Origin of the sequence: Brevundimonas sp. DS20 (genome assembly GCF_001310255.1) — a bacterium.
GTDB classification, from domain to species: Bacteria; Pseudomonadota; Alphaproteobacteria; order Caulobacterales; family Caulobacteraceae; genus Brevundimonas; species Brevundimonas aurantiaca.
The window spans coordinates 1002527-1017867 of sequence record NZ_CP012897.1 but is presented as its reverse complement, the minus strand read 5'-3'; the positions used below and the strand labels follow the sequence as shown (position 1 = coordinate 1017867).

Sequence of the window (15341 nt, the reverse complement as noted above, 5' to 3'; positions counted from 1 at the left end):
CGTGGATGGTTAAATGCCGCTCAAGCTTGCCATACGCAGATGTACCTAGACTTGCGCGGGCAATATTTCACCGGCCCGATTTACTCCGACTTCATCTCCGTGCGGCATACTGAGGAGCTGAATCGTGTTGAGTGTTTAGGAGTTCAATGTTGAACAGGTTCGCTCCTCAAGCCGAGACGGCTTACGAAGGCGATGCTTTTCACGCCCAACTCGCAGAAGCTTGTCCAGCGAATGTATGGCTGCTTAACCCCTCGGGGCGAATAGTCTACGTCAACAGCGCGGCGCGGCGACTTCGAACTTCCGCTCCGAACGACCCCGCCCAGGATTGGCGCGACATATGGCCGTCCGCCTGCCGCGCCTCGGTGGATCTTGCGGTCAGGGAGGCGCGGGCCGGTCGCGCCTTCTCCTTCCGCGCCCGGCTTTCCAGGTCCGAAGGCGCTGAGGACGGCGCGGGCCTCTATCTGAACACCCTGGTCAGCGCGGTCCGCGACGATCAAGGCCGGATCGTGCGGCTGTTGGCCAAGTCGGAGGACGTGACGGCCGAGACGGAATCGAGCGCCTTTCTGAATACGGTCATCGATGTCCTGCCCCTGGCCCTGACGGTCAAGGACGCCCGGACCGGACGCTTCATCCTGGCCAACAGGGCCGCAGAGACCCTGTTCGACCGGGTGGGGGGCCTGGCGGGGCTGAAGCCCGCCGAGGTCCTGCCTTCGAGCCTGGCCGAATGGACGGCCGCCGCCATGACCAGAGGCCGAGAGACCGCCGTGCATGAGGATCACGGCCGCGGCGGCGTCCGCTATCTGGAGGCGACCAAGGTCGCCACCTATGACGACGACGGTCTGCGCCATCTGATCGGCCTGGCGGAAGACGTGACCCAGAGACAGCGAGACGCAGACGCCCTGCGATCCGCCCTGGAGCAGGCCGAACGCGCCAATCACGCCCGCAGCGCCTTCATATCGAACATCACCCACGAGATCCGCACGCCGCTGAACGGGGTGATCGCCGGCGCCGACCTTCTGGACAGTCGCGCCGACACCGTCGACATCCGCGAGATCGCCGCAATGATTCGGGCCTCGGCGACGTCGCTTCAGCACCGTTTCGAGGATCTGATGGCCGTGTCGCGCATGGGCGCTGCGCCCAGCGCGCCCAAGGCCGGGCCGTTCGAGCCGACCGCCTTCGCCGAACAGCTTGTCGCGCCCCACCGCGCGGCGGCGGAGGCCAAGGGTCTGGCCCTGCATCTCGAGATTTCGCCCGACCTCCCGGCCCGGCTGTTGGGCGACGCGGAGGCCCTGGGGCGCATCCTGACGCCCCTGTTGCAGAATGGACTGAAGTTCACCGACCGGGGCGAGATCCGCCTGAGGATCGAAGGCCGCGAGAACGGCGTGATCCGTTTCGCCTGTCTGGATACGGGCGTCGGCTTCGCGCCTGAAAAGAAGGACGCCCTGTTCACCCCCTTCCATCAGAGCGACGACGCCCTGACGCGGCGCTTCGGCGGCATGGGGCTGGGTCTGGCTCTGGCGCGCGAGCAGGCAAGGGCTATGGGCGGCGAGGTGGACGGCGAACCGCGCGAGGGCGGGGGCTCGGTCTTCTGGCTGGACATCCCCCTCGCCGCCGTCTGCGACGACCCGGGGGCTGCGGCGGCGCAAGGGCGAATGAACGTCCTGGTCGTCGACGATCACCCCACCAACCGGCGGATCGTCGAGATGATGCTGGACGGCGTCGCCGACGTGGTCATGGCGGAGGACGGGGTGGAGGCGGTGGAGGCCGTGGAGCGCGAACGGTTCGACCTGATCCTGATGGACATCCAGATGCCTCGGATGGACGGAATCACGGCGGTCGCTCGCATTCGCGACCGGGAACAGGCTGCGGGTCGGCCGCCGGCGCCCATCATCATGCTGACGGCCAATACCCAGGCGGAGCATGTGGCCGCCTGTCGGGAGGCCGGGGCGAACCGTCACCTGGGCAAGCCCTTCACCTCCGCCGGGCTGTTCGGCGAAATCCAGGCCGTCATGGGTCACTGACGGAAACGCGCGTCATCGCGGGCGGAACCTTGGCCTTTCGCCGCGCGCTTGAGGCGGATGGTCTCTACGATCGAGAAGCTGAACCTGGAGGCGATCGAACAGTCGCCGGTCCTGCGGATCGCCGGGGCCAGCCTGACCGTCGGCGGTCTGGTCGGCGCAGGCGTGATCCTGATCGGCGCCTTCTGCGTCAGCTGGCTGATCACCCGCGCCCTGCGGCGCGTGCGCGAACGGGCCGAACGCAGCCGTCAGGCCCTGTATCTGCTGGAGCGGCTGTCCGGCTATGCGGTGATCATACTGGGCGTCATGGCGGCCCTGTCGACGGCGGGGCTGAACCTGTCGTCCCTGGCGGTCTTCGCCGGCGCCCTGGGCATAGGCGTGGGTCTGGGCCTGCAAGGGGTGGTCAAGGAGTTCGTCTCGGGCCTGTTCCTGATCTTCGACCGGATGGTCTCTGTCGGCGACTATATCGAGATCGAGGACATCGGCATTCGCGGCGCCATCATGGAGATCGGGCCGCGCGCGACGCGGGTCAGGACCAATGACAACGTCAATGTCCTGGTGCCCAATTCGCGGCTGATCGAACAGCCGGTCACCAACTGGACGCTGAAGGGCGACACCCGGCGGATCCATGTCCCCTTCGCCGTCGCCTATGGGTCGGATCGGGGCAGGGTGCGCGAGGCGGTGCTGGCCTGCGCCCGGTCCAGCCCCTTCACCCTGCCCGAGACCGAGGCGCGCAAGAGCCAGGTCTGGCTGGTGGGGTTCGGCGACAAGGGCCTGGAGTTCGAACTGCTGGTCTGGCCGACGCGCGAGGCGGTCAAGCGACCGGCGGCCATGCACGCGGCCTATACTTGGCTGATCGCCGACGCCCTGGACGGGGCCGGAATCGAAGTCCCCTTCCCCCAGACCGACCTGCGGATTCGCAGCGCCTTCGGCCTGGAGGGCGACGAGGCGCTGGGCCGGCTGGGTTATGGTCGCGGAACCAAGCCGACGCCCGCCGCGCCCCAGAGGCAGACAGCCGCCAGCAACGACGCCGCCGAGGACTTGATGAAGGCCGAGGATGAAGAAGGCCCGCTGGAGCCCGCGCCGGATAAGCCGCCGGGAAGGACGGGGGATTAGACCATGAAACCCGTCACCCTCGGGCTTGTCCCGAGGGTGACGGAGGGTTTTAACGCTGCCCCTTGGCCCTCAGCCGATAGGCGTGAAGCAGGGGCTCGGTATAGCCGTTCGGCTGCTCCACCCCTTGGAACACCAGGGCGCGGGCCGCCTGATAGGCCAGGTTTGTATCGGGGCTGGCGTCCGGATCGGGCGCCATGGGACGATACAGCGGGTCGCCCGCATTCTGGGCGTCCACCTTGGCGGCCATTCTCAGAAGGGCCGCGTCCACCTGTTCGGCCGTGCAGACGCCGTGCAACAGCCAGTTGGCGATATGCTGGGAGCTGATCCGCAGGGTGGCGCGGTCCTCCATCAGGCCGATGTCGTGGATGTCGGGCACCTTGGAGCAGCCGACCCCCTGGTCGATCCAGCGGACGACATAGCCGAGGATGCCCTGGGCGTTATTGTCCAGCTCGGCCTTCACCTCGTCCTCGGACCAGTTGACGCCGTTCGCCAGGGGCGGGGTCAGCAGATCGTCCAGCCCCGGCGTCGGCCGCGTCGCCACCTCGGCCTGGACGGCGAAGACATCGACCGCGTGATAGTGGAGCGCGTGCAGGGTCGCGGCCGTCGGGCTGGGCGTCCAGGCGGTGTTGGCGCCGGTCCTGGGGTGGCCGATCTTCTGCTCCAGCATGTCGGCCATCCGGTCGGGCGCGGCCCACATGCCCTTGCCGATCTGGGCCTTGCCCGACAGGCCGCATTTCAGGCCGATGGCGACGTTGCGCGCCTCATAGGCGGCGATCCAGGCGCTGGACTTGACGTCGCCCTTTCGCACCACCGGGCCGGCCCGCATGGCGGTGTGGATCTCGTCTCCGGTGCGGTCGAGGAAGCCGGTGTTGATGAAGACGATCCGGTCCCTCACCGCATGGATGCAGGCGGCCAGATTGGCCGAGGTGCGACGCTCCTCGTCCATGACCCCGACCTTGATCGTGTGGCGCGGCAGGGCCAGCAGATCCTCGACCGCGTCGAACAGACGGTTGGTGAAGCCGCACTCGTCCGGCCCGTGCATCTTGGGCTTGACGATATAGACCGAGCCGGTCGCGCTGTTGGACAGCCCGCCCAGCCCCTTGATGTCGTAGAGCGCGATCAGGCTGGTGACGACGGCGTCCAAAATCCCTTCCGGCGCCTCGGACCCGTCCGGCAGCCGGACGGCGGGGGTGGTCATCAGATGGCCGACGTTGCGCACGAACAGCAGCGAACGCCCCTTCATTGTCAGGGTCGAACCGTCCGGCGCGATGAAGGCCCGGTCCGGGTTCAGACGACGGGTCAGGGTCTTGCCGCCCTTGTCGAAGGTCTCGACCAGATCGCCCTTCATCAGACCCAGCCAGTTGCGATAGGCGCAGACCTTGTCCGCCGCATCGACGGCGGCCACCGAATCCTCCAGGTCGCAGATGGTGGTCAGGGCCGATTCCAGCACCACATCGGCGATTCCCGCCGGGTCGCTGCGCCCGACCGGATGGGCGCGGTCGACGATCACCTCGATATGGAGGCCGTTGTGGCGGAACAGGCGCGAGCCTTCCGTCCGTCCCACGAACTGGGCTGCATCCTTCAGCACGACGGCGTCCGCGTCGGTCAGATCGGACCAGGAACCGTCGGTCAGAGGGACGGCCTCGTCCAGAAACGCCTTGGCGCGGGCCACGACCCGGGCGCCGCGTTCGGGATCATAGCCGCCGCCTTTCGGCAGGTCGCCCAGGGCGTCCGTCCCGTAAAGGGCGTCATACAGACTGCCCCAGCGGGCATTGGCCGCGTTCAGCAGGAAGCGGGCGTTCAGGATCGGGACCACCAGCTGCGGCCCCGCCATCCGGGCGATCTCGGCGTCCACCCCGGTCGTGCCGATGGTGAAGGGCTGAGGCTCTTCAACCAGATAGCCGATCTCGCGCAGGAAGGTCTGGGCGGCGGCGACGTCATAGGGCCGGCCTCGACGCGCGTCGTGCCAGTCGTCGATCCGGGCCTGAAGGGCGTCGCGATGGGCCAGAAGGGCGCGGTTTTCCGGGGCGAACCGGGCGAAGACGGCCGCCGTTCCCGACCAGAAGCCCGCCGGGTCCAGGCCCAGGCCCGGCAGGACCTCCTGTTCGATCAGGGCCGCGAGTTCGGCCGCGACCTGCAATCCAGCGCGATCTTCATAAACGGTCATGGGGAACCCTTTCCGGCGGCGGCCAGGCTGTAACAATGCGTGATCACGTAAGCCGACCACGCCGGGCTTCGCAAGGGTCACGTCGCGTCAGCCCCTTCGCTTTTCGTCTAGGGGGACGCGGGGGCTCGGTCGCCTCTTGCCGAGGGCGCGCCCGGCGTCATGATCGGCGGTCATGAGCCTGTTTCGCCCCCTTCGCCTCTACGGCGTCCTCCTCGCCAGCCTGGGGGTGGTGATCGCCGTCGCCCTCCTCACCCCCGTGGCCGACGACGCCTTGACCCGGACGGCCTATGGCTGGATCGCCGGGGTCGCGGTCTTCATCGCCGCCACCCTGGCGCGGATGGCCCGGGCCCAGGACGCCGATGCGATCCGCCGGCGCGCCGCCGCCCTGGATCAGACCGGCGCAGCCGTCCTGCCGCTCAGCCTTCTGGCGGCGGCGGCCAGCGTCGTCGTGGTGGTCGGCGAGGCGCGCAGCCACGGCTCTCCCCTGACGGGCGGCCTGCTGGCCCTCGGGACGGTCGCCCTGTCCTGGACCTTCATCCATCTGATGTTCGCCCTGCACTATGCCCACGCCTTCTATCAGCGGGACCACGAGGGCGGGGACCGCGGCGGCCTGATGTTTCCTGGCGAGACCCAGCCCGACTATTGGGATTTTCTGCATTTCGCCCTGATCATCGGCGTGGCCTGCCAGACGGCTGATGTGCAGATCAGCGACCGGGGCGTGCGTCGGCTGTCCAGCGTCCACAGCCTGACCGCCTTCGTCTTCAACACCGTGATCGTGGCCCTGGCGGTCAATCTGGCGGTGGGCGCCCTAGGTGCGGGGTAATGGGCGCTGGGTGATGGGCGCGGGGTGAGCCCGCCGGTCACAAAGGCTTAACCGCGTCCGTGAACGGGACTGCAAGCCAAGGCGGCTAGAACGGGGATCACGGACGACATCGCGTCCGGATCGCCGAAGGCGTCGCGCCCATGCTGTTTCTTCTGAACGACGTCGTGTTCGACCTGGACGAGGCCTGCCCGGTCACGCCCGCCGACGCGCGCCGGTTCGAGAAGCTGGGCTTCGACTATGTGCTGGAGCTGGGTTGCGAGCTGTTCGCCGAGGATCCGCTGCTGCACCGCAACGATCCCGCTCGGGCGCGCCGCCTGGCCTGGCTGATCGCCGAGCGCAGCCCGGACGTCAACGCCGCCCTGTTCGCCGCGCCCGAGGCCGGGTGCAATCCCGATCTGGTCGAGCCGCGCTTCTGCACCCTGCCCGACGCCGTCATGGGACAGCTGCACGACAAGGGCCGTCGCCTCGACGCGATCGCCGCCGATCGCGCCGTCTGGAACCGCCTCGCCGCCTGAAGCGGCGGCCTTCAAACCCGCGTCAGAGCGCCGTGAACAGGATGTGCACGACGGCGGCCACGGCGAAGATGAAGCCGAAGCCCATCGCCAGCCCTATGGCCGGGTGCATCTTGTGCGGACGCTCGTAGGACGAGCGATCGAGGCCGGAAACGCGGTCTTCTGGATGGATCACAGCCATCGTCTTTTCCTTTCCCTATGAACCCGGATCGCTCCGGGAGAGGAACGCCCGGCTCTGACGGCCTGATCGCTTCCTCAAAGCCGAGCATGACTCCAATAGCCCCTTATGGCGAGGGGTTATTTGATGTGGCGCAAAGGCGCAGCGCTCCGGCGAGTGACTTTCTGCGCCGGGCGCGCTAGTCGCGCGCCATGTCCTCACTGACCCTGCCTGAAGAAGCCGCGCGCCGGCGCACCTTCGCCATCATCGCCCACCCGGATGCGGGCAAGACGACCCTGACCGAACACATCCTGCTGGCCGGGGGCGCCATCCGGGCGGCCGGCGCCGTGCGGGCGCGGGGCGAGAACCGCCGCACCCGCTCTGACTGGATGAAGATCGAGAAGGAGCGGGGCATTTCCGTCAGCGCCTCGGTCATGACGTTCGAGCACGACGGCAAGATGTTCAACCTGCTCGATACGCCCGGGCACGAGGACTTCTCGGAAGACACCTATCGCACCCTGACCGCCGCCGACTGCGCCATCATGGTGCTGGACGCCGCCAAGGGGATCGAGCCGCAGACGCTGAAACTGTTCGAGGTCTGTCGTCTTCGGGACATTCCGATCATCACCTTCATCAACAAGCTGGACCGCGAGGCCCAGGACCCGATGGCCCTGCTGGACGACATCGCCTCGCGGCTGCAACTGGACCCGGCGCCCATCTGGTGGCCGGCCGAGAGCGGCAATCGTCTGCGCGGCATGGTCGAGGTCGGGACCGGCCGGTTCCAGCCCTATGCCCGCAAGGCCGCCGGCGCCGCCGAGGACCCCGACCATCCCCCCGCCCTGCCCCTGGACCAGGCGGCGCACTATTTCGAGGCGGGCGAGCAGGACGCGCTGAGCGAGGCGGTCGAACTGGTCGAGGGCGGCTATCCGGCCTTTGACCGCCAGGCCTTCCTGGAGGGCCATCTGACGCCGGTCCTGTGGGGCTCGGCCCTGCGCCATTTCGGCATAGACGAACTGCTGAAGGCCATCGGCGACTGGGCGCCGGCGCCCAAGGTCATGAAGGCCCGGAAGGAAGCCCCGCCTGAGACCCGCAACGCCCCGGCGCCCGTGGAGACGACGGTGGAGCCCGGCGCCGAAGAAGTCACCGGCTTCGTCTTCAAGGTCCAGGCCAATATGGACCCCAACCACCGCGACCGGATCGCCATGTTCCGCATGGCCTCGGGCGCCTTCAAGCGCGGCATGAGGCTGAAGGTCCAGAACACCGGCAAGTCCCTGTCGGTCAATGCGCCCATCATGTTCTTCGCCTCGGACCGCGAACTGGCCGAGGACGCCTTCGCCGGCGACGTGATCGGCATTCCCAACCACGGGGTGCTGCGGGTCGGCGACAGCCTGTCGGAAAGCGGGGTGGTGCGCTTCGCCGGCCTGCCGAACTTCGCGCCTGAAATCCTGCAACGGGTCCGGGTCAAGGATCCGCTGAAGGCCAAACACCTGAAGAAGGCGCTGGAGGGTCTGGCCGAGGAAGGCGTGACCCAGCTGTTCCGCCCGGAGATCGGGGCGGACTTCATCGTCGGCGCCGTGGGCCAGCTGCAGTTCGAGGTCATGGCCGACCGGCTGGGCGAGGAATACGGCCTGGACGTCGTCTTCGAACCCAGCCCCTATGCCGAGGCCCGCTGGATCGCCCCGACCTCCGACGCGTCCGACGCCGATCTGGAGGACTTCATGGGCAAATACCGCCCCCAGATGGCCCGCGACATCGACCAGGCCCCGGTCTTCCTGGCCAAGTCCAGCTGGGAGACCGGCTATGTCGGCGAACGGTTCCCCAAGGTGGCTTTCACCAAGACCAGGGAGCGGGGTTAACCCCGCGCCATCGCGTCCTCGATGATCCGGGTCGCCTTGTCCGGCCCAAGGCCATAGGCGACGGCGGTGCGGAACCGGCCGTCGGGCCCCATCAGATAGACGGTCAGGGAGTGGTTCATCGTATAGCCCTCCCCCTCGCCGACCTTTTCGTAATAGGCGCGGTAGGCCTTGGCCGCCTGGGCCACCTGGTCCGGCGTTCCGGTCAGGCCGATGGTCCCCTTGGGGAAGCCGTCTGAGGACAGATAGTCCTTCAGCTGCTGAGGCGTGTCGCGTTCGGGGTCGATGCTGACGAAGACGATCTGGAGATCGTCGGCCTTGTCGCCCAGCCGCTGCTGCACCGCGGCCAGCTCGGCCAGGGTGGTGGGGCAGAATTCGGGGCAGTAGGTGAAGCCGAAGAAGACAAGGCTCCATTTGCCGTTCAGCAGGGTCTGATCGACCGGACGCCCGTCCTGGTTCACCAGTTGGAAGTCGCCGCCGACCAGGGGCTGGCCGGTCGCGCCGATCTCGCCCCGGGTCGCGCTGGGCCGATTGCCGACCACCACCACGGTGACGATGGCCAGGGCGGCGGCGATGGCGAGACAGGCGCCGGCGAACAGCAGGATGGAACGACGCGGCATGACGACCTCTGACGAAAACCTCGGCCCCGGTCTATAGAAGGCCGGTGACCTCGACAGAAGACCACATCGCGCCGCACGGGCGGCCGTCCCTTTCAGAGGGGGCGGCCGTGGACAGCGCCCTGTCGCAGCCCGGCCCCGCCGACGGCGCCCGTAGGGGACGCGGCTTTTCCCTGCGGACTTTGATCGTCCTGCGCTGGCTGACCATACTGGGGCAGAGCGCGGCGATCCTGACGGCGTCTCAGGGGCTGCATTTCCCCCTGCCGCTGTGGCCCTGTCTGATCGTCATCGCCGTCAGCGCTGCGGTGAACGTGGGCGCCATGGCGCGGGTGCGGCGGCTGGAGGCCAGCCTGCCGGACGGACGCACCACGGCCCTGCACCTGGGGTTCGACATTTTTCAGCTCAGCCTTCTGCTGGGCCTGACCGGCGGGCTGGAGAACCCCTTCTGTCTGCTGCTGGTGGCGCCGGTGACGATCGCCGCCGCCGCCCTGCCCGCGCGCCAGGCCGTGGCGCTGGGCCTTCTGGCCCTGATCGCCGTGGGGGTGCTGTTCTTCTGGTCTGAGCCCCTGCCCTGGCGTCCGGGAGAGAATTTTCACCTGCCCCTGCTCTATCGGCTGGGGATGGCCATGGCCCTGGTGACCGGTGTGGTCTTCACCGCCGGCTACGCCTGGCGGGTGGCGGCCGACGCCGAGAAGCTGGAGCTGGCCCTGGCCACGACCCAGGACGTGCTGCAGCGCGAACAGAGACTGGCGGCCCTGGGCGGTCTGGCGGCGGCCGCGGCCCATGAGTTGGGCACGCCGCTGGCCACCATCCAGGTCGTAGCCAAGGAACTTCAGCGCGCCTCGGCGCCCGACAGCGACGCCGCCGAGGACGCGGCCCTGATCCTGCAACAGGCCGAACGGTGCCGGGGCATATTGGCCCAGCTGTCGCGCCGGCCGGAGGGGGACGACGCCCTGTACGCCGACGTGGCTCTGAAGGCCCTGCTGGAGGAGGTGGTCGAGCCGCACCGGGGCTTCGACCTGGCCTTTGAGGTCCTGGTCAAGACCCCGCCCGGCCAGCCGGCCCCGCGCGTGCGCCGCCTGCCCGAGGTGGTGCACGGCCTGTCGACGCTGGTCGAGAACGCCGCCGACTTCGCCGCCTCCACCGTGCGGGTCCAGGCCCAGGTCGACGCCGGCTGGATCGAGATCGCCATTCTGGACGACGGGCCGGGCTTTCCCAGCGACATCCTGCCCCGGCTGGGCGAGCCCTATGTGACCAGCCGCCCGCACGGCAAGGCGCGCCTGGCCCTGGCGGCCCAGATCGCCGCTGCGGCCTCCGGCGCCGGGCGCGGCGGGCCGGAGACCACGGTCGCCCCCAGCCAGGGCGGCATGGGCCTGGGCTTCTTCATCGCCCGCACCCTGTTGGAGCGGACCGGCGGGGTGGTCAGCGTGGGCCAGGGCCTGCCGCGGCCGGGCGCCGCCCCCGACGGCCGCGCCCCCCTGCGCGGCGCGCGTGTGGCGGTGCGATGGGCCCGTCCGGCGCTGGAGGTGGCGGCCTGAGCGCGTCCAAACCCCGTCCCCGCCCGTATTGGGTCGAAGCGTCGCAGGCGGCCGCTCGCCCTTGACCGAACGACTTCCGGCCCCGACTTGATTCAGCAGGAGAACAGAATGCCCGAGCTTGAGACCCGCATCGCCGCCCTGCCCGACAAGTCCCTGCTGCTGCTGGACGACGACCAGGCCCTGCGCACCCGGATGGGACGGGCGCTGGAGGCGCGCGGCTTCGAGGTGACCACCGCCGCCTCGGTCGCCGAGGCTCAGCTGCGGCTGAACGAAAAGGCCCCGGCCTTCGCCGTCCTGGACATGCGGCTGGAGGACGGCAACGGGCTGAAGATCGTCGAGGCGGTGCGCGAGCGGCGCGAGGACGCCCGGATCGTGATGCTGACCGGCTACGGCGCCATCGCCACGGCGGTTGCGGCGGTCAAGGCCGGCGCCGTCGATTATCTGTCCAAGCCCGCCGACGCCGACGACGTGGTCAAGGCCCTGCTGGCGAGCGGCGACGCGGCCCCCGAGCCGCCCGAAAACCCGATGAGCGCCGACCGGGTGCGCTGGGAGCATATCCAGCGGGTCTATGAGCTGTGCGACCACAATGTCTCGGAAACCGCCCGCCGCCTGGGCATGCACCGCCGCACCCTGCAACGCATCCTGGCCAAGCGCGCGCCGCGGTAAGGGGCGAGGCGGGGCGGGGGGCTGAGAGCGGTCGTGCTCGCTTCCTGGTCGATCGTTGGCGAACCTCCGGGCCGCCATCTGTGGCTGATGTCGCGCACGCCCCAACCTTCGCCTCAGGTCCGCGACGCCCTGATGAACCGCGCCCGCGACCTGGGCTACGACCTGACCCTGCTGCGACCGACACAACAGCCACAGCCCTGAACGGCGCATGCGCTGGGCTCGACAAGTCTTCGATTGTCTTGGGGAGGAATGGTGGACGCGACAGGGATTGAACCTGTGACCCCTACGATGTCAACGTAGTGCTCTCCCGCTGAGCTACGCGTCCGCCGTGGCGGCTCTCGATCGGTTCGAGAGCGGGAAGGGCGGTCGTATAGCGGCACGACCGGCCCGCATCAAGCGGCTTTGACCGCCGCAACGAGATTTCTGGAAAACCGTAGCGATTTCAACGCTCAGGCCGCCACCATCCGTTCGACCTCATTGACCAGGTCGCGCAGATGGACGGGTTTGGACAGGACCTTGGCCTGGGGCGAGGCCTGGGCGGCGGTCAGGGCGACGGCGGCGAAGCCGGTGATGAACATGATGCGCAGGCCGGGCTGGCGGGCGGCGGCGACGCGGGCCACCTCGATCCCGTCGGCGCCGGGCATGACGATGTCGGTCAGCAGCAGGTCGTAGGGGCCGTGCTCCAGGGCGTCGATGGCGTCGTCGCCGTTTTCGCAGTCGATGACCTGATGGCCCGCCCGCTCCAGGGCGCGGGTCAGGAACCCGCGCAGCGAACTGTCGTCTTCGGCCAGGAGGATGCGCGCCATTCGAAAAGGCCCCTTGAATTCAGAGGAGCGACGCTAGGCTCACAACGGTAAACCGGCGATGAAATTCGCCGGTCGCACGACTTCCTTCCACAGCGAAACGCGCTATGCGGTGGACATGACCCCGGCCGGCGCCAATTTCGCGATCACGACGCCGCCTGCGGACGCGCCCCAGACGGCCCTGGTCTTCGCCTCACCCCATTCCGGCGACCTCTATCCGGCGGACATGGCGCCCGCCCCCGGCCTGGCGGACGCCAGTCTGAAGAGCGCGGAGGACGCCCGGGTCAACGCCCTGGTGCAGGCCGGGCCGGCGTGCGGCGCGCCCCTGATCGAGGGCCGGATCGGCCGCGCCTATGTGGATCTGAACCGTGACCCCGCCGAACTGGACCCCGAACTGATCGAAGGGGCTGACGGTGCGGTCGGGGCCAAGACCCGAGCCGGATACGGCGTCATCCCCCGCCGCAGCGGCGACGGCCTGCCGCTTTATGACCGGCGCCTGTCGCGGGCCGAGGGGGAGGCCCGGATCGCGGCGGTCCACCGGCCCTATCATCAGGCGCTGGAGGGCCTGATGCGTCAGACCCTGGCCCGCCAGGGGCGCGCACTGCTGATCGACTGGCATTCGATGCCGGCGCGGGCCGCCGGGGTGGAGGTGGTGCTGGGCGACCGACACGGCGCCGCCTGCGATCCGCGGCTGACGCGGCGGCTGCGCGACCTGTTCCAGGGGCTGGGCTGGCGGGTGGGCCTGAACCACCCCTACGCCGGGGGCTGGTCCACCCAGGTCTGGGGCCGGCCGAAGGAGGGGTTTCACGCCGTCCAGATCGAACTGAACCGCCGTCTGTATCTGGACGAGGGCCGCCAGGCGCCCAACGCCGCCTATCAGAAGACGCACAAGGCCCTGACCCGCGTCATCGCCGCCCTGTGCTCTGAGCCCTGGGGCGTTTAGGCCGGCGCGACTTATCGGCGATCAGCCAAAAAAAAAAGCCGCGCCCGGAGGCGCGGCATGAAAGTCTATAGGGAGGAAACGCCCAGGAAGGGCAAGACGCCCGGAGGCGTCAGAGGAGAACTTAGGTTGCAACGCACAAACGGTCAAGGGCTCTGCGCGTCCTGACGGTCACAGGATGTTACGCAATTACGGCGGTTACGGTCCTAATTCGCCTCATAGGCGCCACACCGCGCGGGAAGCCCGTTGTGCGCCTGCACAATGATCAGCCTTCTCCCAGCAGACGGCGGGCGTTGCGAATGGCGCGCGCGGCCGGCGACGCCTCCTGGCGATAGATCAGAAGGCCGAAGGCCGAAGCCACGCCCAGGGCCAGCCACATCGGGCCGAACAGCCAGGCCGCCGCCGCCAGGGCGAAATAATAGCCCCTAACCCCCTGGCTGAAGGCGCTGAGCGCGGGGTTCAGCAACTCCCCCGCCGCCTGGCCATAGGCCTTGCGGTCCGTTTCGGACTGGATCTCGGGCGCCGCCCCGATCAGGGCCAGGGCGTAGTTCATCTGACGCAGGGCCCAGATGAAGTCCAAAAAGCCGCGCGCCAGGCACATCAGCACCAGGGCCAGCTTGGCCTCCAGAATGCGGATCGGCACGTTTTCGGCCCCCACGGCGGCGAAGCCTTCCAGCTTGCTCTCCCCGCCGAACAGAATCCCCCCCACCGCCGCGATCAGCAGCAGATTGGTCGAGGCGAAAAACGAGGCCGAATTGATCGAATGGCCCATCAGCTGGCTGTCCACCAGCCGGATCTCGCGGTGGGTCATGGCCGCCATCCACCGATTGCGGACATGGACCATGTCCTCGTTCAGGGCGCCGCCGTGCCGGGCGATGAATCTCAGGATCGGCCCATAGCCCAGCCAGCAGACGAAAAAGAGGGTCAGGGCGGTCCAGTCGATCCAGGTCATGGCGCCTAGTGAACCCGCTCCGACGCCGGGCGCAAGGGTCTGAACGCACGTCGCCCTTGCCCAGGCGGCCCGCCCGTCCTATCACCCCTCGCTTTCAAGATTTTCGCAGTCGCAGCAAAGACCCGCCATGAACCTCGACGCCATTCCGGTCGGCCCGAACGCTCCCTGGGACATCAATGTCATCATCGAGATCCCGCAAGGCGGTCTGCCGGTGAAGTATGAGATGGACAAGGAGTCCGGCGCCCTGTTCGTCGACCGCTTCCTGCACACGGCCATGTACTATCCCGGCAACTACGGCTTCGTTCCCCATACCCTGTCGGACGACGGCGACCCCTGCGACGTGATCGTGCTGAACCCGACGCCGGTGGTGCCGGGCTGCGTCATCCGCTCGCGCCCGATCGGCGTGCTGAAGATGGTGGACGAGGCCGGCGGCGACGAGAAGATCCTGGCCGTGCCGGTCGACAAGCTGAACCCCTATTACACCGAGATCGCCAGCTATCGTCAGCTGCCGGCCATCCTGATCGAACAGATCGAACACTTCTTCACCCGCTACAAGGACCTGGAGAAGGGCAAGTCGGTCACGGTCAAGGGCTGGGGCGACGCCGGCGAGGCCGCCGAACTGATCTCAGCCGGCATGAAGGCCCACCAGGACAAGCTGGCCGCCAAGAAGGCCGGGAAGGCCGCCTGAACGGGCGACCCACGCTAAAAACCCTGAAGGCGTCCTCCGATCCGGGAGGACGCCTTTTTGCTATCCCCCGACCCGGCGGCCGTCGGCGTCGATCACCACCTCGCCGTCCGCCTTGGTGAAGGGTTTCAGTCCCTCCGCCGGCAGCAGGTCCAGCACCGCCTCGGACGGGCGGCACAGTTTCACGCCGCGGGGCGAGACCACGATGGGCCGGTTCATCAGGATCGGATGGGCCTCGATCGCATCCAGCAGCTGATCGTCCGACAGGCCGGGGGCGCCCAGGCCCAGTTCGGCATAGGGCGTGCCCTTTTCGCGCAGGATGTCGCGCACCGATCCGCCCGTCCGTTCGACCATCTGCGCCACCAGGGCCCGGCTGGGCGGGGTCTTCAGGTATTCGACCACGTGGGGCTCGATCCCGACGTGGCGGATCAGGGCCAGGGTGTTGCGAGACGTCCCGCAGGCGGGATTGTGATAGATGACGATGTCCATAGGGG

The 15341-nt window shown here is 68.4% G+C and carries 16 protein-coding genes and 1 tRNA gene; 10 read left to right on the top strand and 7 right to left on the bottom strand.

The genetic code is table 11. From position 1 onward, the window contains the following. The first annotated feature begins 146 nt into the window (after positions 1-146). Positions 147-2021 (top strand): PAS domain-containing hybrid sensor histidine kinase/response regulator, encoded by a 1875-nt coding sequence (locus tag JL11_RS04880; RefSeq protein ID WP_082382599.1) that lies wholly within the window; start codon positions 147-149, stop codon positions 2019-2021. 57 nt (positions 2022-2078) lie between these two features. Then, positions 2079-3134 carry a mechanosensitive ion channel family protein gene (locus tag JL11_RS04875; RefSeq protein ID WP_054764665.1) on the top strand — a complete coding sequence of 352 codons (1056 nt, stop codon included), beginning with the start codon at positions 2079-2081 and terminating at the stop codon, positions 3132-3134. A gap of 49 nt (positions 3135-3183) precedes the next feature. On the opposite strand, the gene JL11_RS04870 is transcribed toward JL11_RS04875, so the two are convergent. Then, positions 3184-5301 (bottom strand): malate synthase G, encoded by a 2118-nt coding sequence (locus tag JL11_RS04870; RefSeq protein WP_054764664.1) that lies wholly within the window; start codon positions 5299-5301, stop codon positions 3184-3186. A gap of 172 nt (positions 5302-5473) precedes the next feature. Between JL11_RS04870 and JL11_RS04865 the strand changes: the two genes are divergently transcribed. Both JL11_RS04865 and JL11_RS04860 read left to right on the top strand, forming a co-directional pair. Continuing rightward, a complete protein-coding gene (locus tag JL11_RS04865) occupies positions 5474-6124 on the top strand; it encodes a DUF1345 domain-containing protein (protein ID WP_054764663.1) in 651 nt (216 codons plus the stop codon). Between the two features lie 140 nt (positions 6125-6264). Continuing rightward, positions 6265-6639: a hypothetical protein gene (locus tag JL11_RS04860; protein WP_054764662.1), complete on the top strand. Its 375-nt coding sequence runs from the start codon at positions 6265-6267 to the stop codon at positions 6637-6639. 22 nt (positions 6640-6661) lie between these two features. Here JL11_RS04860 and JL11_RS17630 read toward each other — a convergent pair whose 3' ends face one another. Then, positions 6662-6817, bottom strand: a complete 156-nt coding sequence (locus JL11_RS17630) for a hypothetical protein (RefSeq protein ID WP_191554957.1) — start codon at positions 6815-6817, stop codon at positions 6662-6664. 188 nt (positions 6818-7005) lie between these two features. Here JL11_RS17630 and JL11_RS04855 point away from each other — a divergent pair, with 188 nt between their 5' ends. Continuing rightward, positions 7006-8649 (top strand): peptide chain release factor 3, encoded by a 1644-nt coding sequence (locus JL11_RS04855; RefSeq protein ID WP_054764661.1) that lies wholly within the window; start codon positions 7006-7008, stop codon positions 8647-8649. Here JL11_RS04855 and JL11_RS04850 read toward each other — a convergent pair. Further along, positions 8646-9266 carry an SCO family protein gene (locus tag JL11_RS04850; protein WP_054764660.1) on the bottom strand — a complete coding sequence of 207 codons (621 nt, stop codon included), beginning with the start codon at positions 9264-9266 and terminating at the stop codon, positions 8646-8648. The two genes, JL11_RS04855 and JL11_RS04850, sit on opposite strands and share 4 nt — an antisense overlap. Before the next feature lie 44 nt (positions 9267-9310). On the opposite strand from JL11_RS04850, the gene JL11_RS04845 reads away from it, so the two are divergent. The 3 genes from JL11_RS04845 to JL11_RS17110 all read left to right on the top strand — a co-directional run bounded on the left by JL11_RS04845 (position 9311) and on the right by JL11_RS17110 (position 11668). Further along, entirely contained in the window at positions 9311-10801 is a 1491-nt protein-coding gene (locus JL11_RS04845) for an ActS/PrrB/RegB family redox-sensitive histidine kinase (protein WP_224764455.1), read from the top strand. A 108-nt stretch (positions 10802-10909) separates the two neighbouring features. Continuing rightward, on the top strand, positions 10910-11467 hold the full coding sequence (locus JL11_RS04840) for an ActR/PrrA/RegA family redox response regulator transcription factor (RefSeq protein WP_054764658.1): 558 nt from the start codon (positions 10910-10912) through the stop codon (positions 11465-11467). A gap of 33 nt (positions 11468-11500) precedes the next feature. Beyond that, positions 11501-11668 carry a lipocalin family protein gene (locus JL11_RS17110; protein ID WP_227976037.1) on the top strand — a complete coding sequence of 56 codons (168 nt, stop codon included), beginning with the start codon at positions 11501-11503 and terminating at the stop codon, positions 11666-11668. 49 nt (positions 11669-11717) lie between these two features. On the opposite strand, the gene JL11_RS04835 is transcribed toward JL11_RS17110, so the two are convergent. Together JL11_RS04835 and cpdR are read right to left on the bottom strand one after the other, a co-directional pair. Continuing rightward, positions 11718-11792: transfer RNA gene (locus tag JL11_RS04835), tRNA-Val, on the bottom strand. A 124-nt stretch (positions 11793-11916) separates the two neighbouring features. Beyond that, positions 11917-12273 carry a cell cycle two-component system response regulator CpdR gene (gene cpdR / locus JL11_RS04830; RefSeq protein WP_054764657.1) on the bottom strand — a complete coding sequence of 119 codons (357 nt, stop codon included), beginning with the start codon at positions 12271-12273 and terminating at the stop codon, positions 11917-11919. Positions 12274-12331: 58 nt separating this feature from the next. Here cpdR and JL11_RS04825 point away from each other — a divergent pair, with 58 nt between their 5' ends. Continuing rightward, entirely contained in the window at positions 12332-13213 is an 882-nt protein-coding gene (locus tag JL11_RS04825) for an N-formylglutamate amidohydrolase (protein ID WP_082382598.1), read from the top strand. 262 nt (positions 13214-13475) lie between these two features. On the opposite strand, the gene JL11_RS04820 is transcribed toward JL11_RS04825, so the two are convergent. Beyond that, on the bottom strand, positions 13476-14162 hold the full coding sequence (locus JL11_RS04820; RefSeq protein ID WP_054764656.1) for a DUF599 domain-containing protein: 687 nt from the start codon (positions 14160-14162) through the stop codon (positions 13476-13478). A gap of 127 nt (positions 14163-14289) precedes the next feature. Here JL11_RS04820 and ppa point away from each other — a divergent pair, with 127 nt between their 5' ends. Then, positions 14290-14850: an inorganic diphosphatase gene (gene ppa / locus JL11_RS04815; RefSeq protein ID WP_054764655.1), complete on the top strand. Its 561-nt coding sequence runs from the start codon at positions 14290-14292 to the stop codon at positions 14848-14850. Positions 14851-14910: 60 nt separating this feature from the next. Here the strand turns inward: ppa and arsC are convergent, their stop codons facing one another. Next, positions 14911-15336: an arsenate reductase (glutaredoxin) gene (gene arsC, locus JL11_RS04810; RefSeq protein WP_054764654.1), complete on the bottom strand. Its 426-nt coding sequence runs from the start codon at positions 15334-15336 to the stop codon at positions 14911-14913. Between the last annotated feature and the right edge of the window lie 5 nt (positions 15337-15341).